The sequence below is a fragment of the Paraburkholderia antibiotica genome, assembly GCF_012927125.1.
Classification (GTDB): domain Bacteria; phylum Pseudomonadota; class Gammaproteobacteria; order Burkholderiales; family Burkholderiaceae; genus Paraburkholderia; species Paraburkholderia antibiotica.
Genome location: NZ_JABBFZ010000015.1, coordinates 23,644 through 45,355, shown reverse-complemented (window position 1 = coordinate 45,355; position 21,712 = coordinate 23,644). Strand labels below are relative to the sequence as shown.

The 21,712-nt window shown below is 66.5% G+C and carries 21 protein-coding genes; 13 read left to right on the top strand and 8 right to left on the bottom strand.

Annotation, left to right across the window (positions count from 1 at the left end; genetic code table 11):
- Nucleotides 1–186 precede the first annotated feature (186 nt).
- The 3 genes from HHL14_RS22330 (at nucleotide 187) to HHL14_RS22320 (ending at nucleotide 3,732) form a co-directional block, all read left to right on the top strand.
- Nucleotides 187–891 carry a TerC family protein gene (locus HHL14_RS22330; RefSeq protein ID WP_169499791.1) on the top strand — a complete coding sequence of 235 codons (705 nt, stop codon included), beginning with the start codon at nucleotides 187–189 and terminating at the stop codon, nucleotides 889–891.
- Nucleotides 892–1,145: 254 nt separating this feature from the next.
- The gene (locus tag HHL14_RS22325) at nucleotides 1,146–1,769 is read left to right on the top strand and encodes a pilin (RefSeq protein ID WP_169499790.1); all 624 of its coding nucleotides are present in this window, start codon (nucleotides 1,146–1,148) and stop codon (nucleotides 1,767–1,769) included.
- Nucleotides 1,770–1,944: 175 nt separating this feature from the next.
- A complete protein-coding gene (locus HHL14_RS22320) occupies nucleotides 1,945–3,732 on the top strand; it encodes a PglL family O-oligosaccharyltransferase (RefSeq protein WP_206002459.1) in 1,788 nt (595 codons plus the stop codon).
- Nucleotides 3,733–3,856: 124 nt separating this feature from the next.
- On the opposite strand, the gene HHL14_RS22315 is transcribed toward HHL14_RS22320, so the two are convergent.
- Together HHL14_RS22315 and moaC are read right to left on the bottom strand one after the other, a co-directional pair.
- Nucleotides 3,857–4,207: a nucleotide pyrophosphohydrolase gene (locus tag HHL14_RS22315; RefSeq protein ID WP_169499789.1), complete on the bottom strand. Its 351-nt coding sequence runs from the start codon at nucleotides 4,205–4,207 to the stop codon at nucleotides 3,857–3,859.
- Between the two features lie 53 nt (nucleotides 4,208–4,260).
- Nucleotides 4,261–4,740: a cyclic pyranopterin monophosphate synthase MoaC gene (gene moaC, locus HHL14_RS22310; protein ID WP_169499788.1), complete on the bottom strand. Its 480-nt coding sequence runs from the start codon at nucleotides 4,738–4,740 to the stop codon at nucleotides 4,261–4,263.
- A 266-nt stretch (nucleotides 4,741–5,006) separates the two neighbouring features.
- Here moaC and HHL14_RS22305 point away from each other — a divergent pair, with 266 nt between their 5' ends.
- Nucleotides 5,007–6,788, top strand: coding sequence for a M48 family metalloprotease (locus HHL14_RS22305; protein WP_169499787.1), 1,782 nt, complete (start codon nucleotides 5,007–5,009; stop codon nucleotides 6,786–6,788).
- A gap of 127 nt (nucleotides 6,789–6,915) precedes the next feature.
- Here the strand turns inward: HHL14_RS22305 and HHL14_RS22300 are convergent, their stop codons facing one another.
- The 6 genes from HHL14_RS22300 to HHL14_RS22275 form a co-directional block, all read right to left on the bottom strand.
- A complete protein-coding gene (locus HHL14_RS22300; protein WP_169499786.1) occupies nucleotides 6,916–7,494 on the bottom strand; it encodes a DUF2946 family protein in 579 nt (192 codons plus the stop codon).
- Nucleotides 7,487–8,539 carry a hydrolase gene (locus HHL14_RS22295; RefSeq protein ID WP_206002458.1) on the bottom strand — a complete coding sequence of 351 codons (1,053 nt, stop codon included), beginning with the start codon at nucleotides 8,537–8,539 and terminating at the stop codon, nucleotides 7,487–7,489. The genes HHL14_RS22300 and HHL14_RS22295 overlap by 8 nt, the downstream gene beginning before the upstream one ends.
- Nucleotides 8,540–8,585: 46 nt before the next feature.
- Complete coding sequence (locus HHL14_RS22290) at nucleotides 8,586–9,032, bottom strand: nuclear transport factor 2 family protein (protein ID WP_169499785.1); 447 nt, start codon at nucleotides 9,030–9,032, stop codon at nucleotides 8,586–8,588.
- A gap of 164 nt (nucleotides 9,033–9,196) precedes the next feature.
- Nucleotides 9,197–10,222 carry a lipopolysaccharide heptosyltransferase II gene (gene waaF / locus HHL14_RS22285; protein WP_169499784.1) on the bottom strand — a complete coding sequence of 342 codons (1,026 nt, stop codon included), beginning with the start codon at nucleotides 10,220–10,222 and terminating at the stop codon, nucleotides 9,197–9,199.
- A 237-nt stretch (nucleotides 10,223–10,459) separates the two neighbouring features.
- Entirely contained in the window at nucleotides 10,460–10,654 is a 195-nt protein-coding gene (locus HHL14_RS22280) for a zinc-finger domain-containing protein (RefSeq protein ID WP_008920434.1), read from the bottom strand.
- A 74-nt stretch (nucleotides 10,655–10,728) separates the two neighbouring features.
- Nucleotides 10,729–11,652: a branched-chain amino acid transaminase gene (locus HHL14_RS22275; RefSeq protein WP_169499783.1), complete on the bottom strand. Its 924-nt coding sequence runs from the start codon at nucleotides 11,650–11,652 to the stop codon at nucleotides 10,729–10,731.
- A gap of 235 nt (nucleotides 11,653–11,887) precedes the next feature.
- Between HHL14_RS22275 and HHL14_RS22270 the strand changes: the two genes are divergently transcribed.
- The 9 genes from HHL14_RS22270 (at nucleotide 11,888) to HHL14_RS22230 (ending at nucleotide 21,558) form a co-directional block, all read left to right on the top strand.
- A complete protein-coding gene (locus tag HHL14_RS22270; protein ID WP_169499782.1) occupies nucleotides 11,888–12,652 on the top strand; it encodes an AzlC family ABC transporter permease in 765 nt (254 codons plus the stop codon).
- Nucleotides 12,649–12,972, top strand: a complete 324-nt coding sequence (locus HHL14_RS22265; RefSeq protein ID WP_169499781.1) for an AzlD domain-containing protein — start codon at nucleotides 12,649–12,651, stop codon at nucleotides 12,970–12,972. The genes HHL14_RS22270 and HHL14_RS22265 overlap by 4 nt, the downstream gene beginning before the upstream one ends.
- Nucleotides 12,973–13,248: 276 nt before the next feature.
- Complete coding sequence (locus HHL14_RS22260; RefSeq protein WP_169499780.1) at nucleotides 13,249–14,442, top strand: phosphoglycerate kinase; 1,194 nt, start codon at nucleotides 13,249–13,251, stop codon at nucleotides 14,440–14,442.
- Nucleotides 14,443–14,815: 373 nt separating this feature from the next.
- Nucleotides 14,816–16,252, top strand: a complete 1,437-nt coding sequence (pyk, locus tag HHL14_RS22255) for a pyruvate kinase (RefSeq protein ID WP_169499779.1) — start codon at nucleotides 14,816–14,818, stop codon at nucleotides 16,250–16,252.
- 250 nt (nucleotides 16,253–16,502) lie between these two features.
- A complete protein-coding gene (gene fba, locus HHL14_RS22250) occupies nucleotides 16,503–17,567 on the top strand; it encodes a class II fructose-bisphosphate aldolase (RefSeq protein ID WP_169499778.1) in 1,065 nt (354 codons plus the stop codon).
- Nucleotides 17,568–17,700: 133 nt separating this feature from the next.
- Nucleotides 17,701–18,591: a phosphoribosylaminoimidazolesuccinocarboxamide synthase gene (locus HHL14_RS22245; RefSeq protein WP_169499777.1), complete on the top strand. Its 891-nt coding sequence runs from the start codon at nucleotides 17,701–17,703 to the stop codon at nucleotides 18,589–18,591.
- A 78-nt stretch (nucleotides 18,592–18,669) separates the two neighbouring features.
- The gene (gene purE, locus HHL14_RS22240) at nucleotides 18,670–19,188 is read left to right on the top strand and encodes a 5-(carboxyamino)imidazole ribonucleotide mutase (RefSeq protein ID WP_169499776.1); all 519 of its coding nucleotides are present in this window, start codon (nucleotides 18,670–18,672) and stop codon (nucleotides 19,186–19,188) included.
- Nucleotides 19,189–19,301: 113 nt separating this feature from the next.
- On the top strand, nucleotides 19,302–20,498 hold the full coding sequence (locus HHL14_RS22235) for a 5-(carboxyamino)imidazole ribonucleotide synthase (RefSeq protein WP_169499775.1): 1,197 nt from the start codon (nucleotides 19,302–19,304) through the stop codon (nucleotides 20,496–20,498).
- 10 nt (nucleotides 20,499–20,508) lie between these two features.
- Nucleotides 20,509–21,558 (top strand): L-threonylcarbamoyladenylate synthase, encoded by a 1,050-nt coding sequence (locus HHL14_RS22230; protein WP_169499774.1) that lies wholly within the window; start codon nucleotides 20,509–20,511, stop codon nucleotides 21,556–21,558.
- The last annotated feature ends 154 nt before the right edge of the window (nucleotides 21,559–21,712 follow it).

The window sequence follows — 21,712 nt, the reverse complement described above, 5'->3', positions numbered from 1 at the left end:
GTGCTCCACGCACGCGATTTTGTTACGCTTACGAGGTCCTTTCGTGAGCGGGCGGTCCCGAAAAGCGGGGGAGTGCAGACTCCTCCGCTTTTTTTCGTCCGCGCTGATGGCTGCACTTGCGGCCGTGCTGTGGCCGAGGTCGTACCCGAACGGGTACGCACCCGGCAGATTCTCTGATCGCTTCCCATGCTCGAATTTTTCACGACGCTCCATTGGGGCGCGGTGTTCCAGATCATCATCATCGACATCCTGCTCGGTGGCGATAACGCGGTCGTGATTGCGCTCGCCTGCCGCAACCTGCCGCAGGCGCAGCGTATGCGCGGCATCGTGTGGGGGACCGTCGGCGCGATCCTGCTGCGCGTCGTGCTGATCGCGTTCGCGGTCACGCTGCTCGACGTGCCGTTCCTGAAGTTCGCGGGCGGCGTGCTGCTGTTGTGGATCGGCGTGCGTCTGCTCGCGCCGGCGCATGACGGGCATGACAACGTCAAGCCGGCCGACAAGCTGATCTCGGCGGTGAAGACGATCATCGTCGCGGATGCGGTGATGAGCGTCGACAACGTGATCGCGATCGCCGGCGCGGCCGAGGCCGCCGAGCACGAGCATCGGCTGGCGCTGGTGATCTTCGGCCTCGTCGTCAGCATTCCGCTGATCGTGTGGGGCAGTCAGCTGATTCTGAAGCTGCTCGACCGCTTTCCGGTCGTCGTGCTGTTCGGCGCGGCGCTGCTCGGCTGGATCGCGGGCGGGCTGATGGTCAACGACCCGGCCGGCGACCGCTGGCCGATCCTCGACTCGCCGGTCGCCGAATACGGGATGAGCATCGCGGGGGCGGCGTTCGTGGTGATCGTCGGTTATCTGTTGAAGCGACGGAACGCGCGACGCGCGGCGGTTTGAGCGGGAACAAGGTGAGAAAACCCGCGTTGGAGGTGCGATTCGCGCGGACCGTGTAGGCCGCCTAGGTCACCGCAAGCCACCGCGAATCGATGCAAATCGCTGCAAGCCGAAGCAATCCGATACCCAGGCACTGACCCCGCCTGAACGCAAGCCTGGCCATCCGGCTGACTGTGACGCGCGAGCCTCGCTCGCTACGATGGAAACGCCTGTTCCCGATCCACGGGACAGGCGTTTTTCGTATCAGGAGCCTGCCGATGACCGTCACCTTGCCGTATTCCCCTTATTCCCAAGCCACGCGCCCGTCGCGCTACACCCGCTGGCGCAGCGGCTGGTCAACGCGGCTCGCGCGCCTGTGTCGCCGCTACGGCGTCGGCTTCACGCTGATCGAACTGATGATCGTGCTGGCGATCGTCGGCGTGATCGCGGCCTATGCGATTCCCGCGTATCAGGACTATCTGGCGCGCAGCCGGGTTGGCGAAGGGCTGTCGCTGGCGGCCTCGGCGCGGCTCGCGGTGGCCGAAAACGCCGCGAGCGGCAACGCGTTCGGCGGCGGCTACACGTCGCCGCCCGCGACGCGCAACGTCGAGTCCATCCAGATCGACGACGACACCGGCCAGATCACCATTAGCTATTCGACGCGCGTCGCGCAGGCCGGCGCCAATACGTTGACGCTGGTGCCGTCGGTACCGGACAACGCGGATGCGCCGACCGCGCGCGTCGCGCTGAACAAGGACGCGGTGCAGACGGGCGCGTTGACATGGGAATGTTTCGCGAACGGCAAGAGCGCGTCGTCGCTACCGGCGCCGGGCTCGGGGCCGACACCCGCCGAAGCGCCGACGCTCGCGGCCAATCTGGCGCCGCCCGAATGTCGTTCGTAAGTCGGTGAAAGAACGAGTGAAGGAGGCGTCGAATCGACGCGTGGACGCTTGACCGGATGAGCCGCAGGCGTTGCGTAAAAGGCTGATTTTTCGTCTATTTCGGCCGGGCCGGCGCACAGCGCAAGGAATTTTTTGTATAGTGCGCCGGTTGCTGACGCCCACCACCGTTGATTCGATGCCCACCCCTTTCGCGCGCTACCTGTCTCTCGTTCTGCTGGCTCTCGCGTTGGTGCTGCCTTATGCGGTCGCCAACCATACGTACCCGATCCCGACTTTCTATGCCGAATTCACCGCGCTCGCGCTGTATCTGCTGACCGGCGCCGCGGTCGTGCTGCTCGTCGCGACCACGCGGCCGCGCGTGAGCTTCGCGTCGCCGACCGTTGCGCTGGTGCCGCTGCTGTTCGGCCTGCTGCTGGTCGTGCAGACCTTCGTGTTGCCGGTCCGGCAGCCGTCGATGAACTGGCTCGGCGCCGGTTTCCTGCTCGCCGCGTTCATGGCGGTCCACGTGGGCTACGGCTTCGCGCGCGTGAAGCTCGACGAAACCGCGTTGCGCTGGGCGGCGGGGGCGTTGATCGTCGGCGGTCTGTTCGCGGTGTTCAGCCAGGTGATCCAGTTGTTTCACCTCGAAACGCGCGTGGCGCCGTTTGTGGTCGCGTATAACGTGACCGTCGAGCGCCGGCCGTTCGGCAACATGGCGCAGGCGAACCACCTCGCAACCTATATCGCATTCGCGATGGCGGGCGCGCTGTACCTCGTGCAGACGCGCCGCATCGCGGTGCCGATCTGGCTGCTGGTATCGACGATTTTCTCGGTCGGTCTCGCGCTGACGGTCTCGCGCGGTCCGTGGCTGCAAATGGGCGTGATCGTCGTCGCCGGTTTCTGGATGGCGTTTGCGCAGATGCGCAACGAAACGCAACGGCCTCGCGGCAACCGCGAATGGCTGATTCCGATCGTGCTCGCGGTGCTGTTCTTCGTGGTCAACGCGCTGATCCGCTGGGCCAACGTGCGTTATCACCTCGAACTGGGGCAGAGTGCGGCCGAGCGCTTCCAGGACGCCGGCCAGATCGCGCCGCGTCTCGCGCTGTGGAAATACGGCTTGACGATGTTCAAGGCGCATCCGCTGATCGGGGTCGGCTGGGGCGAATTTCCGAACTATCAGTTCGAGCTCGTCAAGCAGCTTGGCGGCGTTGAAATTGCGAACAACTCGCACGACATCTTTATCGACCTGCTCGCGAAGACCGGCGCGCTGGGCCTCGCGATCGTACTGCTCGGGCTGCTTGCGTGGCTCGTGCGCGTGGTGCGGGCGCCGCAGAGTTCGGCGCGCGTGTTCGGCGTCGCGCTGATCGGCGTGCTGACGATGCATGCGCTGGTCGAGTATCCGCAGCAGTACATGTTCTTCCTGCTACCGGCGATGTTCGTGTTCGGCCTGCTCGAGACGCGGCCGCTGCGGATGGTGCCCGCGGGCGCTTCGTTGGGCGCGTTTGCGGTCGTCGTGTTCGGTGGCCTTGCCGCGCTGTATCCGGTCTATCGCGATTACGCCCGCTCCGAGGTGCTGTACTACGGCGCGAAGCCGGCCGAACAATACGGCGCGGATCCGTCGTTCCTGTTCAACGCGTGGGGCGAGTACGGTCTTGCGACGCTGCAGCCGATGAATCCTCTGAACCTGCAACGCAAGCTCGCGATGCATCGGCAGGCGATCGCGCTGTTGCCGGGCGAAACGGTGCTGCGTCGTTACGCGGTCTTGCAGGCATTGACCGGCGATACCGCCGCAGCGCTCGATACGGTCGAACGCTTGCGGATTTTTGCCGAGGAACTGAAGGACTGGCCGGCGCAGCTTGGTTACCTGTACGAGCTGGTCGATGAGCAGAAGTCGCTCGCGGGCTTCAAGGAAGAGCTGGTCAAGCGCTATGGCACGCCGGCCGCTGGCGCGACCGATCAGGACGACGATAGCGACGACGATTGATGACAAGCGACGGCGATGAGCCCGTCGGCGTCGTCGGGTTCGCCGTGGTTCCGATTTTGCCCGGGCCGTGTGGCGCTAAAGCTTGCGGCGAGCGAGCCGGGCGCGGGTGACCCGCGGGTGACCATCAAAGCGCCGAATACTTCGTCGCCGTGCCTTTCGCCTTGTCCACCGGATAACGCGCTTCGTTCAGCTTGAGCTTTTCCGCCGCCGCGTCGACGAGGTCGAACCCCGCCGTGTGCGCGACCAGCAGCAGATACATCAGCACGTCCGCGCATTCGTGGCGGAGATTCGTCGATTGCGCGGGATCGCTCAGCAGCGCGTCGATCTGCTCGTCGGTCTTCCACTGGATCGTCTCCAGCAGCTCGCCGGCCTCGATGCCGGTCGAGACGATCAGATTGCGCAGCGTGTGAAACTGCTGCCAGTCGCGTGCGTCGCGAAATGCCAGTAGTTGCTTGAGCAGTTCGTGATGGGTCATGTCGTGGTCCTGAGAGTCGCGAGGTGGAGGCGATAGATGCAGCGTGAGCTGCATCAACCCTGCGCCACCCAATCCCCCGACTTCCCACCGTGCTTCTCCATCACCTTCACATCGGTGATGACCATCCCGCGATCCACCGCCTTGCACATGTCGTACACGGTCAGCAGCCCGATCTGCACGGCGGTCAGCGCTTCCATCTCCACGCCGGTGCGTCCGAGCGTCTCCACCTGAACCGTGCAGTGCACGCCGGGCAGCGTGTCGTCGAGTTCGAAATCGACCTTCACGCGCGTCAGCGCGAGCGGATGGCACAGCGGAATCAGATCGGCGGTGCGCTTCGATGCCTGGATCGCCGCGATCCGCGCGATGCCGATCACGTCGCCCTTCTTGGCGTTGCCGTCGCGGATCAGCGCGAACGTTTCGGGCAGCATGCGAATCGAGCCGCGCGCGACCGCGATGCGTTTCGTCTCCTGCTTGCCGCCGACGTCCACCATATGCGCCTGGCCGGCGGCATCGAAATGAGTGAGTTCTGGCATGGTTGGCTCCTTCAGAGGGCGCCTATCATAGCAGTGCGTTCGCCGCGCGACGGTGCGTGCACGCGGCGCCCGGGCAGGCTTTGCGTCGTGCGTTCGTGGTCTTCGCCGCGGTGCCGGGTAGTGCCGGTTCGGCGCGGCGACTGATTACAATTGCCGCTGAAGTCCTGCTTCAGGCTTCGCTCCGATGAGTTGCGCGACGTCCCTCTCCGCTATGTTAGTCCGGCCAGTGGGCGGCGCTTTTCGATGACGTCCAATCGGCTTTCGCGATGCGTTCAAAACGGTTTCTCGCTGCGTTGTTGTGCGTCGCGCTCGCCGCGCCGCCGGGCGCGTTTGCGCAAGCGGGCGGGGGCAGTGCGACGGGACTCGCGACCAACACGCTAGCCGCCGAGCCGCCACTGGTCAGCGGTCCCGTCGACAGCTCCGCCGATCCGGTCCTGCCGCCGGACATTGCACGAGGCGTGTTCGGCACTTACGGCGGTGCGCAGAGCCGCTTTTCGAACGGCAGCGGCGGCAATATTGGCAACCCCGTTGGCAACCCCGTTGGCAACTCCGCAGGCAACTCCGCAGGCAACTCCGGCAGCAACGGCTGGCGCGCGCCGATCGCCGCGCAGCAGTTGCCCGATCTCGGCAGCGGCGGCGCCGGTTCGCTGACCCCGCAGGCCGAGCGCAAGCTCGGCGAGCGCGTAATGCGCGAAGTGCGCCGCGACCCCGACTATCTCGACGACTGGCTCGTTCGCGACTACCTGAATGCGGTGTCGGCCAAGCTCGCGGCAGCGGCCAATGCGCTCTACATCGGCGGCTATCGTCCGGACTTCGATCTGTTCGCGGTGCGCGACCCGCAGATCAACGCATTTTCGCTGCCGGGCGGTTTCATCGGCGTGAACACGGGCTTGATCGTGACGACGCAGACCGAGTCCGAACTCGCGTCGGTGCTCGGTCACGAAATGGGTCACGTGCTGCAGCGGCATATCTCGCGGATGATCTCGACCGGTGAGCGCAGCGGCTACGCGGCGCTGATCGGCATGCTGTTCGGCGTGCTGGCGGGCGTGCTCGCGCATAGCGGCGACCTCGGCAGCGCGATCGCGATCGGCGGCGAGGCCTATGCGATCGACAGCCAGTTGCGCTTTTCGCGCTCGGCCGAGCAGGAGGCGGACCGCGTCGGCTTCCTGCTGCTCGCCGGCGCCGGTTACGACCCGTACGCGATGCCGGCGTTTTTCCACCGGCTCGATCGCGCGGCGATGAACGAAAACGGCATTCCGGCCTACGCGCGCACGCATCCGCTGACGGGCGAGCGGATTGCCGATATGGAGGACCGCGCGCGCCGCGCGCCGTACCGGCAGCCGCATCAGGACCCCGAGTACGGCTTCGTGCGGGCGCGCGCGCGTCTGTTGCAGGATCGCTCGCGCAGCGAATACGCGGACGAGATTTCGCGGCTGCGGTCGGAGCTCGACGAGCACACCGCGCTCAACGTCGCGGCGAACTGGTACGGCATCGCGTATGGGCAGACGCTGCTCGAGCGTTACGACGACGCGGCGGCGTCGCTGGCGACCGCGCGCGCGACGTTCGCGTCGAGTGCGCGCGCGGAAGGCGAGCCGGAGCGCGATTCGCCGAGCCTCGACGTCCTTGCCGCCGACATCGCGCGGCGCGCCGGTCGCGAGGACGAAGCCGTGCGTCTGGCCGAGCTGGCGCAGAAGCGCTGGCCGCAGTCGAACGCGGCGATCGACATGCACATCCGCACGCTGCTGAGCCTGAAGCGTTTCGCCGATGCGCAGGCGCTCGCGAAGCGCGAGACGCAGGCGCATCCGGATCAACCGGCCTGGTGGCTGTATCTCGCGCAGGCGAGTGCGGGCAGCGGCGATGCGTTGACGCAGCATCGGGCGATGGCGGAGAAGTTCGCGCTCGACGGCGCGTGGCCATCGGCGATCCGGCAACTGAAAGACGCGCGCGATCTGAAGACGATCGGCTATTACGACCTCGCGACCGTCGACGCGCGTCTGCATGAGATGGAGAACCGCTACAAGGAAGAGCGGCTGGACGAGAAGGGCTAGGGCGCTTCGCGCGTTGCGCGCGTGCGTGCGTTGGTGGCGAGTCGGTGCGCGGAGCGGGACCGCTGTTTCGCTTCACGGCCTGTGCGTCAGACCTCTACCTCAGGTCCGAAACACAGGCTCGTACGTATCAGGCCAGCGCCGCCGGACTCGCGACGAAACCGAACCGCGCGGCCACGTCATCGCGCCGAATGCCTTGCAGCGGCAGCGCGAGCTGCGCGTTCCAGTGAAACTCGCCGCTCAACGAACCATCGTGATCAGCGAGCGTTGCATGATCGGAGAAGATTTCCAGATCGTGATCGTGCAGCACCGCGATGCGCGCCGGCTGCGCGCGATCGGCGAACAGAATTCCGCCGTCTTCATCGACGAACACCGCCGCCGGCTCGAATCCGCCGCCGCCCTGGTCGTGCAGCGCGAGCGCGCTATCGACATCCACCGACAACCTCACCACCCACGGCGTATAACCCAGCTCGACATACACGCGCTGCGGCCCGTTCTGGAAGAACCACTGCCCGCGCTCATCGACCTCGTAATTGCGGTTGATGAAGCCGAGCAGCGCCTCGTGCCGGATCGCGACGCCGGCCGCGCCGCTTGCCTGGGCCGCTTCGTCGCGCATGCGCCAGTTGCCGCGCCGGTCGAGCAGCAGCCAGCCGGTGCAGCTCGGCACGTTCGGCCATTTGACCAGCGACTGTTTGACGATCTCATCCATGCTCGACGTGACGCTCCAGATAGCCGAGCACGCGCCGCGACAGCCAGTCGATGCGGCCCGGGAATGGCCCGGTCATGAAGCCGGCGTGACCGCCATGCTCGGGCTGATACAGCTCGACCGCCGCCGATACCTCGTGCCGCGACGGCAGCGCCTCGGCCGGCAGGAACGGGTCGTTGCGCGCGTTCAGCACGAGCGTCGGCACTTCGATGTGCGGCAGCAGCGGTCGGGTGGTCGCGCGGCTCCAGTAGTCGTCGGTATCGCGAAAGCCGTGCAGCGGCGCGGTCACGACGTTGTCGAACTCGTACATCGTGCGGCTCGCGAGCATCGTGTCGCGGTCGAACAGGCCGGGGAACTGCTCGAGTTTCCGGTCGGCCTTCTGCTTGAGCGTTTTCAGGAAGCTGCGCGTGTAGACGAGACCGAAGCCTTGCGACAGCGCGCGGCCGCCCGCGTGGACGTCGATCGGCGTCGAAATCGCGGCGGCCGCCGCGACTACCTGCGCGGCCTCCTGTTGCCGCTCGCCGAGCCAGCGCAGCAGCACATTGCCGCCGAGCGACACGCCCGCCGCGACTACCGGCCCGCGATGCGCGGCGGCGAGGCGCCGCAGGATCCAGTCGACTTCGTCGCTGTCGGCGAGATGGTAGAAGCGCGGCAGCCGGTTCAGCGAACCGCTGCAGCTACGAAAGTGCGGTACCACGCCGTGCCAGCCGTACTGGCGCGCGGCGTCCATCAGCGCGGCCGCGTAGTGCGAGCCCGAGCTGCCTTCGAGACCGTGAAACAGCACGAAGAGCGGCGCTGTGTCGGCGGGCGGGGTCGCGTGCACGACCCAGTCGAGATCGATGAAGTCGCCGTCCGGCGTGTCCCAGCGCTCGCGCCGGAACGGCACCGCGGGGCGGCGTGCGAACAGCGACGGGACGATGGTCTGCGCATGCCGGTTCGGCAGCCACAGCGGCGCGCGGTACAGCAGTTCGACGGTCGCCTCGACGGCCGTCGCCACCTTGGCGGGGGCCGTACCGGCGGAAGCGGGTTTGTCGTGCGTCGAACTCATACCTGCATGAAAACGAAGAGCGTGAATCTGAACGGGTGCCGCACGATCAGTGCAGTGGGCCCTGGCCGTGCCGCATCCGGGTCGCGAACTGGCTCGCGGTGTCGTTCGGCATCGGGCTCGCGTGGATGTGCGCGATGCGCCACTCGCCGCGCTCGTGGACCATCACGTAGGTCGTGAAGACCATCGCGGGCGTGGCGGTAGGGTCGGCCGGGCGATGCGCTTCGGCAATCGCGTAGACGACGGTGCCGAGGCTGTCGTAGACGCGGATATCGAGCGGCTCGATCGACACTGGCGTCGCTTCGAGCAGGCTCTGCAGGCCGCTACGGATGCTGTCGAGACCATGCAGGTGTGAGCCGTCCGCGCAGATGCAGCTGACGAACTCCTCATCGATCCACAAGCCCATCAAGCTGTCGATATTGACCTCGGCGACGGCCTGATAGTAGGCGTTCAGGGTATCGGCGGCGGCTTCGAAGATATGGGCAAAACGTGGCATGGCTCGTCAGTCTCTTGTGCGCGGCGCGCGGTTGCGGGTCAGCGTAGCGGGACGGTCCGGTGTGCCGGATCGTCGCTCCCGGGCGTCAGCTTGCCCGCGCCGCAAGGCGCGAACATGACGCGACGCTCGGGAGCGTGCGGTGTTGCGTGCAAGTACCAGTCGGCTCAGCGCTGCGCGAGCAGCATGCCGCGCAAATCGCCGAAAACCTGCTCGGCGCTCAGTTGCTTCAGGCAGTTCAGATGACCGAGCGGGCACTCGCGCTCAAAACAGGGGCTGCATTCGAGATGGAGCCATTGTACCTTCGCGAGCTCGGACAAGGGCGGGGTGTGGCGCGGATCGGTCGAGCCGTACACGGCCACCAGCGGGCGACGCAGCGCGGCGGCGACGTGCATCAGACCGGAGTCGTTGGTGACGACCGCGTTGGCCCGCGAGATCAGCGCGCAGGCCTCGCCGAGCGCGGTCTGGCCGCACAGGTTGCGCACGTTCGGCGCCTTTTCGGCGATCGCCTGGGCGAGCGGCGCGTCTTTCGGCGAGCCGAGCGCGACGATCTGCGTGTACGGGAACGACTGGCCGACCATCTGCGCGAGCGACGCGAAGTGCTCGGGCGGCCAGCGCTTTGCCGGACCGTACTCGGCGCCGGGGCAGAACACCAGCAGCGGCACGCGCGTGTCGAGATTGAAGCGTGCCGACACGCGCGATGCCTCGTTCAGATCCGTGTCGAGGCGCGGCATCGGCAGATCGTCGGGGATCCTGGCGCCGGGCGCGTAAGCGAGCGCGGCGTAATGACCGACCATCGGCGGGCGCTCGTCCTTGCGCGGATTCGCGTGACGCACGTTGAGCACGCCGTAGCGGCTCTCGCCGCTGTAGCCGATACGCAGCGGAATGCCCGCCAGCCACGGAATCAGCGCCGACTTGAACGAGTTCGGCAGCACGTAGGCCGCGTCGTAGCCGACGTCGCGCAGATCGCTCGAAAGCTGCCAGCGGCGCAGCATCTGCAGCTTGCCGTGGGCGAGATCGGTCGCGTAGACGTCGCGGATTTCCGGCATGCGTTCGAGCACGGGGGCGACCCAACTGGGCGCGACCGCGTCGATGACGATGCGCGGATGCAGTTTCACGAGGCGCGCAAACAGCGGCTGCGCCATCAATGCGTCACCGATCCAGTTCGGTGCGATAACCAACGCGCGACGCATCAGAGTGAGGTCCGGTGTCGATAAGAATCACCGCGCGCATTGCGCGTGGCGTTCGGATGGGTAAAAGGGGAAGCTGAAAGCCGCGTGGCGCGGGACCGGTTGCCCGGACGCGCCGCGGCGGCGACACGGCTTGCAGCGAGGTTGCGTGGTTCAAGCGAGGCGAGCCGGTTGCGTGGTGCGCGCGTCCTTTGGACCCGCGCGCTACCGAACCGGCTCAACGCCGCTCGACGCGCGGTATCAATGGCCCTTGATCACTTCGCCGTCGCGCAGCTTGTAACGCGTGCTGCAGTACGGGCAACGCGCTTCGCCGTGCGACACGTCGATGAAAACGCGCGGATGCGCGCTCCAGCGCGGCATGGCGGGGTTCGGGCAGTAGGCCGGCAGATCTTTTGCCGACAGTTCGACCAGCGGCATTTCCTTGATTTCGCTCATGAGACTTTCTCGTTGTATGCGGGGTGCGGGCAGTGCGCCGCCGACGGGCGGCGCGGCACATCTCGAAACGTCGCTCAGATTTTCGTGAGCCAGTGCGCGTACTTCGCGCTCTTGCCGTTCACGACGTCGAAGAAGGCGGACTGCAGCTTTTCGGTGATCGGGCCGCGCGAGCCGGCGCCGATGGTGCGGTTGTCGAGTTCGCGGATCGGCGTGACTTCGGCGGCGGTGCCGGTGAAGAACGCTTCGTCGCAGGTGTAGACCTCATCGCGGGTGATGCGCTTTTCGATCACCTGGATGCCCATGTCGCGCGCGAGCGTGATGACGGTGTCGCGCGTGATGCCGTCGAGGCACGACGACAGGTCGGGCGTGTACAGCTTGCCGTTGTTGACGAGGAAGAAGTTCTCGCCCGAGCCTTCCGACACGTAGCCGTCGACATCGAGCAGCAGCGCTTCGTCGTAGCCGTCGGCGATCGCTTCCTGGTTCGCGAGGATCGAGTTCACGTACCAGCCCGACGCCTTCGCGCGCACCATCGACACGTTCACGTGATGGCGCGTGAACGACGAGGTCTTCACGCGGATGCCCTTGGCGATGCCGTCCTCACCGAGGTAAGCGCCCCACGGCCACGCGGCGATCGCGACGTGGATCGTGTTGCCCTTGGCCGACACGCCGAGCTTTTCCGAGCCGACCCAGATGATCGGGCGCAGGTAGCAGGATTCGAGCTTGTTTTCGCGGACCACCTCGCGCTGCGCGGCGGCGAGCGTTTCGTGGTCGAACGGCACGTCCATCTGGAAGATCTTGGCCGAGTTCAGCAGACGCCTGGTGTGCTCCTGCAGACGGAAAATCGCGGTGCCGCCGTCGGCCGTCCTGTAGGCGCGCACACCCTCGAATACGCCCATGCCGTAGTGCAGCGTGTGGGTGAGCACGTGGATCTTGGCATCGCGCCAGTCGATGAGCTTGCCATCCATCCAGATCTTGCCGTCGCGGTCGGCCATTGACATACGGTTCTCCAGCAGGTGCGTTGTGAGGTGCGGCTACGAGCGCGGGGGCAGAGCCGGGAGCGCTATTTTAGCGTCATTTGCACATACAACGGGCATTTGAGCGCTTTCGGCGGACAGGGCGGACGCTATAATCCTGCGCACGTATAAATCAATTCGCATGCGCCAGCGGATCTTTCGCGAGCTGGCGCCGACCTGGCCACTTGACGGCGTTCCTTGCGCCCGCGTCCTTCGCCCGATGCTCGCTCGACTGTCCGATACCGATCGCCGCGCTTTCCGTGAAGGCGCGCGCGCCTATGCGCCCACGCTGATGGCGATTTTCTCGTGGGGGCTCGTCACCGGCATCGCGATGAGCAAATCCGTGCTCACGCTGCCGCAGGCGCTGACGATGTCGCTGCTGTGCTACGCCGGCTCGTCGCAACTGGCGGTGCTGCCGCTCCTCGCGGCCAAGCTGCCGGTCTGGACCGTGTTGCTGACCGCGGCGATGGTCAATACCCGCTTCGTGATCTTCAGCGTCGGTCTGGCGCCGCATTTCTCCTATCTGCCGATGTGGCGGCGCATCGTGCTCGGCTATTTCAACGGCGACGTGATCTACCTGCTGTTCGTGAAGAAGAACTTCGCGACCGGCTACGTGCCGGGCAAGGAGGCGTACTTCTGGGGCATGGCGGTGTCGAGCTGGCTGTCGTGGCAGGTGTCGTCGATCGTCGGCATCCTGCTGGCGAGCCTGATTCCCGACAACTGGGGGCTCGCGCTCGCCGGCACGCTCGCGCTGCTGCCGGTGATGGTGGCGGCGATCGCGACGCGCTCGACGCTGGTCGCGGTCAGCGTCGCCGGCATCGTGGCGCTGCTCGCGTTCGATCTGCCGTACCGGCTTGCTTTGCCGCTCGCGGTGATCGCGGCGATCGCCGCCGGCAGCGCCGCCGACCTGATGATCGAACGCGCGGACCTGCGCCGCATCCGCCGCGTTCGGCGCGTGAGCGATAACGCCGGAGACTCCCGATGACCTCGACCCAGATCTGGCTGGCCATTTTCGGCATGACTTTCGTCACCGCGTTCACGCGCGCGATGTTCCTGATCGGCGGCGAGCGCACGGTGCTGCCCGCGCGTGTGCAGAAGATGCTGCGCTATGCGCCGGCCGCCGCGCTTGCCGCCGTCATCGTGCCCGACGTGCTGACGACGCCCGAAGGGCTGTCGTTTGCGCCGTCCAATCACGAGCTTTACGCGACGCTCGCCGGTCTCGGCTGGTTTTTGTGGCGGCGCACCATGCTCGGCACGATCGTGACCGGGATGACGGTCTTCACGCTGATGCGCGTCTTCCTATGACGGCCTGGCGACAGGCGCGGCGGGCAATTTTGCGATGCAGCATGGCAAGCCGATCGTCAAATACGGGACATTCGCCCCGTCGCGGGTCAGATGGCGGTTTGGATCAGTTAAAATGCCGTTTTCCGGGTTCAGCGCGCGGCAGTAACACGACCGCGCCGCGGCCCGGCTGCCGACGCCCGATTCCGCGGGGCCGTCGGGCCGCAGCGCCGGCGTTCGCCGCGCGTGGCCCCACGCGCCGTCCGCCACCGCCTTCTCATCAACTCGAAACTCAAGCCCATGAACAAGGTATTGCGTCTCTCCGACCTGATCGCCGAAGGCAAGCTGTCCGGCAAACGCGTCTTCATCCGCGCCGATCTGAACGTGCCGCAGGACGATCAAGGCAACATCACCGAAGACACCCGCATCCGCGCGTCCGTGCCGGCCATCAAGGCCGCGCTCGACGCCGGCGCCGCCGTGATGGTCACCTCGCATCTGGGGCGTCCGACCGAAGGCGAGTTCAAGCCGGAAGACTCGCTCGCGCCGGTCGCGAAACGTCTCGCCGAGCTGCTCGGCCGTGATGTGCCGCTGGTCGCGAACTGGGTCGAAAACGGCGTGAACGTCGCGCCGGGTTCGGTCGTGCTGCTCGAAAACTGCCGCGTCAACAAGGGCGAAAAGAAGGATTCCGACGAGCTCGCGCAGAAAATGGCGAAGCTCTGCGACGTCTACGTGAACGACGCGTTCGGCACCGCGCACCGCGCCGAAGCCACCACGCACGGTATTGCGAAGTACGCGCCGGTCGCCTGCGCGGGTCCGCTGCTCGCGGCCGAACTCGAAGCGCTCGGCCAGGCGCTGGGCGCGCCGAAGCGTCCGCTGGTGGCGATCGTCGCCGGCTCGAAGGTGTCGACCAAGCTGACTATCTTGAAATCATTGGCGGAGAAGGTCGACCAGCTGATCGTCGGCGGCGGCATCGCCAATACGTTCATGCTCGCGGCCGGCCTGAAGATCGGCAAGTCGCTCGCGGAAGCCGATCTCGTCAATGAAGCGAAGGCGATCATCGACGCGGCCAAGGCGCGCGGCGCCTCGGTGCCGATCCCGACCGACGTGGTCACGGCCAGGGAATTCTCGCCGACCGCGAAGGCCGAAGTGAAGGCCGTCGCCGACGTCGCCGACGACGACATGATCCTCGACATCGGTCCGGAAACCGCGAAGGTGCTCGCCGCGCAGCTCGAAAAGGCCGGCACGATCGTGTGGAACGGCCCGGTCGGCGTGTTCGAGTTCGACCAGTTCGGCAACGGCACGAAGACGCTCGCGGACGCGATCGCGCGCTCGTCGGCGTTCTCGATCGCAGGCGGCGGCGACACGCTCGCGGCGATCGCCAAGTACGGCATCCAGCAGCAGGTCAGCTACATCTCGACGGGCGGCGGCGCGTTCCTCGAGTTCCTCGAGGGCAAGAAGCTGCCGGCGGTCGAAGTTCTGGAATCGCGGGCTTAACGTGACGACGCGCTCCCCAACCGCGAAGTCGAACAAGGTGCGTGGCGCGAAAGCGCCGCGCGGTAACGCGACAACGGCAGGGGAGCGCGCGCAGCACGCGAGCGCCGCGTCGGCGGCGCCAGCCGCGGACGCGGTCGCGGCGCAAGCCGATGCCACATCGCCGGAACAGCCCACCGGCGCGCAGGACATCTCCACGCAGGACACCGCTTCACCGGCCGGCGAAGCGCCAGCCCCGAATACCGCTTCACCCGAATTACTCCACAAAGCGACCCCGGTCCTAGCCGGCGCGCGCCCCGCGGCATCTTTCGATGCACAGCCTCCGCAACAGACCCGCAGCGTTCATCCCAGCGATCCTATCCAGACGAGGAGACTCATGCATCGCGCCACCAAGATTGTCGCTACCATCGGTCCGGCTTCCAGCACGCCGGAAATCCTGCTGCAAATGATTCACGCGGGGCTGGATGTGGTGCGGCTCAACTTCTCCCATGGCACCGCGGACGACCATCGCCAGCGCGCCGAATTCGTGCGCGAGGCGGCGCGTCAGGCCGGTCGCGAAGTCGCCATCATGGCCGACCTGCAAGGCCCGAAGATCCGCGTCGGTAAATTCGAAAACGGCCGCACGACGCTGGTGGCCGGCAACCCGTTCATCCTCGATGCCGACTGCGAGCTCGGCAATGACGACCGCGTCGGTCTCGACTACAAGGATCTGCCGCGCGATCTGAAGTCGGGCGACATGCTGTTGCTCAACGACGGCCTGATCGTGCTGAGCGTGCAGCGCGTGATCGGCAACGAAATCCATACGGTCGTGAAGATCGGCGGCGAACTGTCGAACAACAAGGGCATCAACCGTCAGGGCGGCGGCCTGTCGGCGCCCGCGCTGACCGCGAAGGACATGGAGGACATCCGCACGGCGATGTCGCTCGGCGTCGATTTCATCGCGGTGTCGTTCCCGAAGAACGCGACCGACATGGAAATGGCCCGCCAGCTCGCGAACATCGCCGGCGCGCCGTACGGCATCAAGCCGAAGATGATCGCGAAGATCGAGCGCGCCGAGGCGATTCCGGCGCTGCAGGGCATTCTCGACGCGTCGGACGGCATCATGGTCGCGCGTGGCGATCTGGCTGTGGAAGTGGGCAACGCGGCGGTGCCGGCGCTGCAAAAGCGCATGATCCGGATGGCGCGCGAGTCGAACAAGTTCGTCATTACCGCGACGCAGATGATGGAGTCGATGATCCACGCGCCGGTGCCGACCCGCGCGGAAGTGTCGGACGTCGCCAACGCGGTGCTCGACGGCACGGATGCGGTGATGCTGTCGGCGGAATCGGCGGCGGGCAAGTACCCGGTCGTGACCATCGAGACGATGGCGGCGATCTGCGTCGAAGCGGAAAAGTCCGAGCAGTCGGAGCTCGACAAGGATTTCCTCGACCGCACGTTCACGCGGATCGACCAGTCGATCGCGATGGGCGCGCTCTTCACCGCCTATCACCTCGGCGCGAAGGCGATCGTCGCGTTGACCGAATCGGGCTCGACCGCGCTGTGGATGTCGCGCCACTGGACCCACGTGCCGATCTTCGCGCTGACGCCGCGCGTCGGCAGCGAACGGGCGATGGCGTTGTACCGCAACGTGACGTCGCTGCATCTGGACACCAACACCGACCGCGACACCGCGCTCCAGCAGGCGCTCGAAACGGTGGTCGGCAAGGGCTACGCGTCGCACGGCGACATGGTCGTGCTGACGGTCGGCGAGCCGATGGGTCAGGCGGGCGGCACCAACACGTTGAAGATCGTGCGGGTGGGTGAACCGTATTGATTTGATCGCTTAGTTGTATCTGTACGGACCCGGGTCGCGCTCGAGCGCGAACCCGGGTCGACAAGCTCGATCGGCGCAGGCTGGATTGAGCGAAGCAGGCCGGCACCGCTTCATGCGAATCTGCACGGCTCATGTGCGACGGCGCACCAACGGCGCTGGCGCCAGTGCGGGAATGCCGCCTGCTTCGCGATAAAATCGCCGCAAAAGATGCCGACGGCAAAGAATTCGTTTCAATCTATGGAGTTACAGCATGCCTCTCGTATCAATGCGTCAACTGCTGGATCATGCCGCCGAAAACGGTTATGGCCTTCCGGCATTCAACGTGAACAATCTGGAGCAGGTGCAGGCGATCATGGCCGCGGCCGACAAGGTCAACGCCCCGGTCATCATGCAGGCGTCGGCCGGCGCGCGTAAGTACGCGGGCGAGCCGTTCCTGCGTCATCTGATCGAAGCGGCGGTCGAGTCGTATCCGCACATCCCGGTCGTGATGCACCAGGACCACGGCCAGTCGCCGGCGGTCTGCATGGCGGCGATCCGCAGCGGCTTCACCAGCGTGATGATGGACGGCTCGCTCGAAGCCGACGGCAAGACGGTCGCGTCGTACGAGTACAACGTCGACGTGTCGCGCAAGGTCGTCGAAGCGGCGCACTCGATCGGCGTCACCGTGGAAGCGGAGCTGGGCGTGCTCGGTTCGCTCGAAACGATGAAGGGCGACAAGGAAGATGGCCACGGCGCGGAAGGCACGATGACCCGCGAGCAACTGCTGACCGATCCGGAGCAGGCCGCCGACTTCGTCAAGCTGACCCAGTGCGACGCGCTGGCCATCGCGATCGGCACCTCGCACGGCGCGTACAAGTTCAGCAAGAAGCCGACGGGAGACATCCTTTCGATCGCGCGCATCAAGGAAATCCATCAGCGCATTCCGAACACGCACCTGGTGATGCACGGTTCGTCGTCGGTGCCGCAGGAACTGCTCGCGGAAATCCGCGAATTCGGCGGCGACATGAAGGAAACCTACGGCGTGCCGGTCGAGGAAATCCAGGAAGGTATCCGTCACGGCGTGCGCAAGGTCAACATCGACACCGACCTGCGTCTGGCCATCACCGGTGCGATCCGCCGCTACATGGCGACCAACCCGGGCAAGTTCGATCCGCGCGATTACCTGAAGCCGGCGCGCGAAGCGGCGATGAAGATCTGTATCGACCGCTACACGCAATTCGGCTGCGAAGGCCAGGCTGGCAAGATCAAGCCGGTTTCGCTTGATAAAATCGCGGAGAAGTACAAGTCGGGCGAGCTCGCGCAAGTCGTCCGCTAAGCTGTAGTTCTGGCTCCGCGCCTGGCCATCTGGCCAGGTTGTCGTCCGATCGCCGTTCCCGCATCATCGGGGGAACGGCGTTTCCCTTTTGTTCCGGTCACATTTTCTGCCCCACTTTTAGCGAACCACGACGATGTCTACCCTCTACGAATCCACGCTCCGCTCGCTGCCGCTGCTCGGCCGCGGTAAAGTCCGCGACAACTATGCGGTGGGCAACGACCAGTTGCTGATCGTCACGACCGACCGTCTGTCGGCGTTCGACGTCATCATGGGCGAGCCGATTCCGAACAAGGGCCGCGTGCTCAACGCAATGGCGAACTTCTGGTTCGAGAAGCTGCAGCACGTGGTGCCGAACCACCTGACGGGCGTGGCGCCCGAGTCGGTGGTCGCGCCGGACGAAGTCGAGCAGGTCAAGGGCCGCGCGGTGGTCGTCAAGCGTCTCGAGCCGATCCTCGTCGAGGCGGTGGTGCGCGGCTATCTGGCCGGTAGCGGCTGGAAAGACTACCAGGCCACCGGCGCGGTGTGCGGCGTGCAACTGCCGCCGGGCCTGCAGAACGCGCAGAAGCTGCCCGAGCCGATCTTCACGCCGGCCGCCAAGGCCGAGATGGGCCACCACGACGAAAACATCACGTACGACGAGATGGAGCGCCGCATCGGCACCGAGCTGTCGGCCACGATCCGCGACATCTCGATCCGCCTGTACAAGGAAGCCGCCGAATTCGCCGCCACGCGCGGCATCATCATCGCGGACACCAAGTTCGAGTTCGGTCTGGACAACCACGGCAAGCTGTACCTGATGGACGAGGCGCTGACCGCCGATTCGTCGCGTTTCTGGCCGGCGGACCAGTACCAGGTCGGCACCAACCCGCCGTCGTTCGACAAGCAGTTCGTGCGCGACTGGCTCGAAACCCAGCCGTGGGCGAAAGAGCCGCCGGCGCCGAAGTTGCCGGACGACGTGGTCGTGAAAACGGGCGAGAAGTACCAGGAAGCGCTCGAGCGCCTGACCGGCCACAAGCTCGACTGATCTTTGATCCGATCGCGCTCGCTGTGTCGGGCGCGCATCGCCCGGAAACAAGGAAGCCGTAAAGATGAGAGTGAAGCGATGAGTGAAGCACAAACCGCCCATACGCATGGCGCGCCGGTCGTCGGCGTGCTGATGGGCTCCAGTTCCGACTGGGAAGTGATGAAAAACGCCGTGGCGATTCTGCAGGAATTCGGCGTGCCGTACGAAGCGAAAGTCGTGTCCGCGCACCGCATGCCCGACGAAATGTTCGCCTATGCTGAAAGTGCGCGCGAGCGCGGCATTCGCGCGATCATCGCGGGCGCGGGCGGCGCGGCGCATCTGCCGGGCATGCTGGCCGCGAAGACCACCGTGCCGGTGCTGGGCGTGCCGGTCGCGAGCAAGTATCTGAAGGGCGTCGATTCGCTGCATTCGATCGTGCAGATGCCCAAGGGCGTGCCGGTCGCGACGTTTGCGATCGGCGAGGCGGGCGCGGCGAATGCGGCGCTGTTCGCGGTGTCGCTGCTTTCCGGCACCAGCACCGAATACGCCGACAAGCTCGCAGCATTCCGCGTGCGCCAGAACGAAGCGGCTCACGCGATGGTATTGCCGGCGCTGTAAGCGCGCCGTTTTTTAGAAGACGTCCCCATTAGTTTGACCCTCGACCCCCGGCCGGAGGTGCGCCGCCCGTTCTATTGGGCGCGACGCGCAGCCGGCCGCGACCGACCACCAAGATGAACCCTGACAACACACCGGTTTCACCGATTCTGCCCGGCGCATGGCTTGGCATGGTCGGTGGCGGCCAGCTCGGCCGCATGTTCTGTTTTGCCGCCCAGGCGATGGGCTATCGCGTCGCCGTGCTCGATCCCGATGAGACGAGTCCGGCCGGCGCGGTCGCCGACCGCCACCTGCGCGCGGCCTACGACGACGAAGCGGCGCTGACCGAACTCGCGCGGCTGTGCGCGGCGGTGTCGACCGAATTCGAGAACGTGCCGGCCGCGAGCCTCGACTTTCTCGCGAAGACCACCTTCGTGAGCCCGGCGGGCCGTTGCGTCGCGGTGGCGCAGGATCGTATTGCCGAGAAGCGCTTTATCGCGTCGTCGGGCGTGACGGTGGCGCCGCACGTGGTGATCGAGTCGTCGGATGCGCTGGCGGCGTTGGGCGATGCCGAACTCGAAGCGGTGCTGCCGGGCATTCTGAAGACCGCCCGGATGGGCTACGACGGCAAGGGCCAGGTTCGCGTGCGCAACGCCGAGGAAGTGCGCGAGGCGCATGCGTCGCTCGGCGGCGTGCCGTGCGTGCTGGAAAAGCGCCTGCCGCTGAAGTTCGAGGTGTCGGCGCTGATCGCGCGCGCGGCGAGCGGGGCGTCGGTCGTCTATCCGCTCGCGCAGAACACCCATCGCGACGGCGTGCTGTCGCACACCATCGTGCCGGCGCCGGACGCGACGCCGGTGCTGGTCCAGCAGGCGCAGCAGGCAGCGCTGCAGATCGCCGACAAGCTCGGCTACGTCGGCGTGCTGTGCGTCGAATTCTTCATCCTCGAAGACGGCTCGCTGGTTGCCAACGAAATGGCGCCGCGTCCGCACAACTCCGGCCACTACACGGTCGACGCGTGCGCGACCAGCCAGTTCGAGCAGCAGGTTCGCGCGATGACCGGCATGCCGCTCGGCGACACGCGCCAGCATTCGCCGGCGGTGATGCTGAACATCCTCGGCGACGTGTGGTTCCCGGACGGCCCGAAGGGCGCGGCGGGCACGCCGCCGTGGCAGGAGGTCGCCGCGATGCCGGCCGCGCGCCTGCATCTGTATGGCAAGGAAGAGGCGCGTTGCGGCCGCAAGATGGGGCACGTGAACTTCACCGCGCCGACGCTCGAAGAAGCCCGCACGGCGGCGCGCGATTGCGCGCGGCTGCTGCATATCGCTACCAGCTGACGCGCGCGCCATGCCGGATCAACAGAAACCCGCCGCGGATGCGCCCCACGCGTTGCCCGTCAGCGCCGCGCAGATCGAGCACGCGGCGGCCTTGCTCGACGCCGGTGGGCTGGTCGCGTTTCCGACCGAGACCGTCTACGGCCTCGGCGGCGACGCCGAGAACCCGGACGCGGTCGCGCGCATTTACGCGGCGAAGGGGCGGCCGGCCAATCATCCGGTGATCGTGCACCTCGCGCCGCACGGCGACCCGAACTACTGGGTCGAGCATTTGCCGGCGGACGCGCAGCGTCTGATCGACGCGTTCTGGCCGGGGCCGCTCACGCTGATCCTCAAGCGCGCCGCGCGGATTCCGGCGGCGGTCAGCGGCGGCCAGGATTCGGTGGGGCTGCGCTGTCCGTCTCATCCGGTCGCGCAGGCCTTGCTAGAAGCATTCAGCGCGTTGCGTGGCGGCCATGGCGGCGTCGCGGCACCGTCGGCGAACCGCTTCGGGCATGTGAGCCCGACCACCGCGCAGCATGTGCGCGACGAGTTCGGGGGCGCGATTCATGTGCTCGACGGCGGTGCATCGGACGTCGGCATCGAGTCGACGATTCTGGATTTGTCGCGCGGCTTTCCGGCATTGCTGCGCCCCGGTCGCGTCACGCCGCAAGATATCGCCGACGTGCTCGGCGAGGCGCCGCGTCTGCCCGATGGCTCGGATGCGACCGCGCCGCGCGCGTCGGGTACGCTGAAGGCGCACTACGCGCCGCGCACGCCGCTCGCGTTGCTGCCGTTCGGCGACCTCGAGCCGTTGCTCGCGGTGCGCGAGCCCGGCGAGCGTGTCGCGCTGGTCGCGCGGGCGTCGCGGGCGGGGCAGTGGGCCGATGCCGACGGCGTGCATTTCGTCGCCGCGCCGGAAGATCCGCATGCGTATGCCCGCGAGCTGTACGGTTTGCTGCGCGCGCTCGATCGCGCGAACGTCACGCGGATTCTGATCGAGAAGCTGCCGGATACGATCGAGTGGATCGCGGTCAACGATCGGCTCGGGCGCGCGGCGGCGGCTTTCGAGGCGCAGAACTAGGCGCGATACGCGTTGCGGTGAGCGTCGCGTGATGAACGGCGGTGTACTCGTGCTGTCACTGCGCTGTCGCCGCACTTATCCCCGGTCAGTCCTGGAAAAGACAAAGGCCCGGCGCGTTCAACGAGCCGGGCCTTTTTTCGCTGCGCCCTGCGTT

What these genes read in the sequence shown, in the direction of transcription:
- HHL14_RS22330 (WP_169499791.1), top strand. Translation starts at nt 187, where the DNA reads ATGCTCGAATTTTTCACGACGCTCCATTGGGGCGCGGTGTTCCAGATC.
- HHL14_RS22325 (WP_169499790.1), top strand. Translation starts at nt 1,146, where the DNA reads ATGACCGTCACCTTGCCGTATTCCCCTTATTCCCAAGCCACGCGCCCG.
- HHL14_RS22320 (WP_206002459.1), top strand. Translation starts at nt 1,945, where the DNA reads ATGCCCACCCCTTTCGCGCGCTACCTGTCTCTCGTTCTGCTGGCTCTC.
- HHL14_RS22315 (WP_169499789.1), bottom strand. Translation starts at nt 4,207, where the DNA reads ATGACCCATCACGAACTGCTCAAGCAACTACTGGCATTTCGCGACGCA.
- moaC (WP_169499788.1), bottom strand. Translation starts at nt 4,740, where the DNA reads ATGCCAGAACTCACTCATTTCGATGCCGCCGGCCAGGCGCATATGGTG.
- HHL14_RS22305 (WP_169499787.1), top strand. Translation starts at nt 5,007, where the DNA reads ATGCGTTCAAAACGGTTTCTCGCTGCGTTGTTGTGCGTCGCGCTCGCC.
- HHL14_RS22300 (WP_169499786.1), bottom strand. Translation starts at nt 7,494, where the DNA reads ATGGATGAGATCGTCAAACAGTCGCTGGTCAAATGGCCGAACGTGCCG.
- HHL14_RS22295 (WP_206002458.1), bottom strand. Translation starts at nt 8,539, where the DNA reads ATGAGTTCGACGCACGACAAACCCGCTTCCGCCGGTACGGCCCCCGCC.
- HHL14_RS22290 (WP_169499785.1), bottom strand. Translation starts at nt 9,032, where the DNA reads ATGCCACGTTTTGCCCATATCTTCGAAGCCGCCGCCGATACCCTGAAC.
- waaF (WP_169499784.1), bottom strand. Translation starts at nt 10,222, where the DNA reads ATGCGTCGCGCGTTGGTTATCGCACCGAACTGGATCGGTGACGCATTG.
- HHL14_RS22280 (WP_008920434.1), bottom strand. Translation starts at nt 10,654, where the DNA reads ATGAGCGAAATCAAGGAAATGCCGCTGGTCGAACTGTCGGCAAAAGAT.
- HHL14_RS22275 (WP_169499783.1), bottom strand. Translation starts at nt 11,652, where the DNA reads ATGTCAATGGCCGACCGCGACGGCAAGATCTGGATGGATGGCAAGCTC.
- HHL14_RS22270 (WP_169499782.1), top strand. Translation starts at nt 11,888, where the DNA reads ATGCTCGCTCGACTGTCCGATACCGATCGCCGCGCTTTCCGTGAAGGC.
- HHL14_RS22265 (WP_169499781.1), top strand. Translation starts at nt 12,649, where the DNA reads ATGACCTCGACCCAGATCTGGCTGGCCATTTTCGGCATGACTTTCGTC.
- HHL14_RS22260 (WP_169499780.1), top strand. Translation starts at nt 13,249, where the DNA reads ATGAACAAGGTATTGCGTCTCTCCGACCTGATCGCCGAAGGCAAGCTG.
- pyk (WP_169499779.1), top strand. Translation starts at nt 14,816, where the DNA reads ATGCATCGCGCCACCAAGATTGTCGCTACCATCGGTCCGGCTTCCAGC.
- fba (WP_169499778.1), top strand. Translation starts at nt 16,503, where the DNA reads ATGCCTCTCGTATCAATGCGTCAACTGCTGGATCATGCCGCCGAAAAC.
- HHL14_RS22245 (WP_169499777.1), top strand. Translation starts at nt 17,701, where the DNA reads ATGTCTACCCTCTACGAATCCACGCTCCGCTCGCTGCCGCTGCTCGGC.
- purE (WP_169499776.1), top strand. Translation starts at nt 18,670, where the DNA reads ATGAGTGAAGCACAAACCGCCCATACGCATGGCGCGCCGGTCGTCGGC.
- HHL14_RS22235 (WP_169499775.1), top strand. Translation starts at nt 19,302, where the DNA reads ATGAACCCTGACAACACACCGGTTTCACCGATTCTGCCCGGCGCATGG.
- HHL14_RS22230 (WP_169499774.1), top strand. Translation starts at nt 20,509, where the DNA reads ATGCCGGATCAACAGAAACCCGCCGCGGATGCGCCCCACGCGTTGCCC.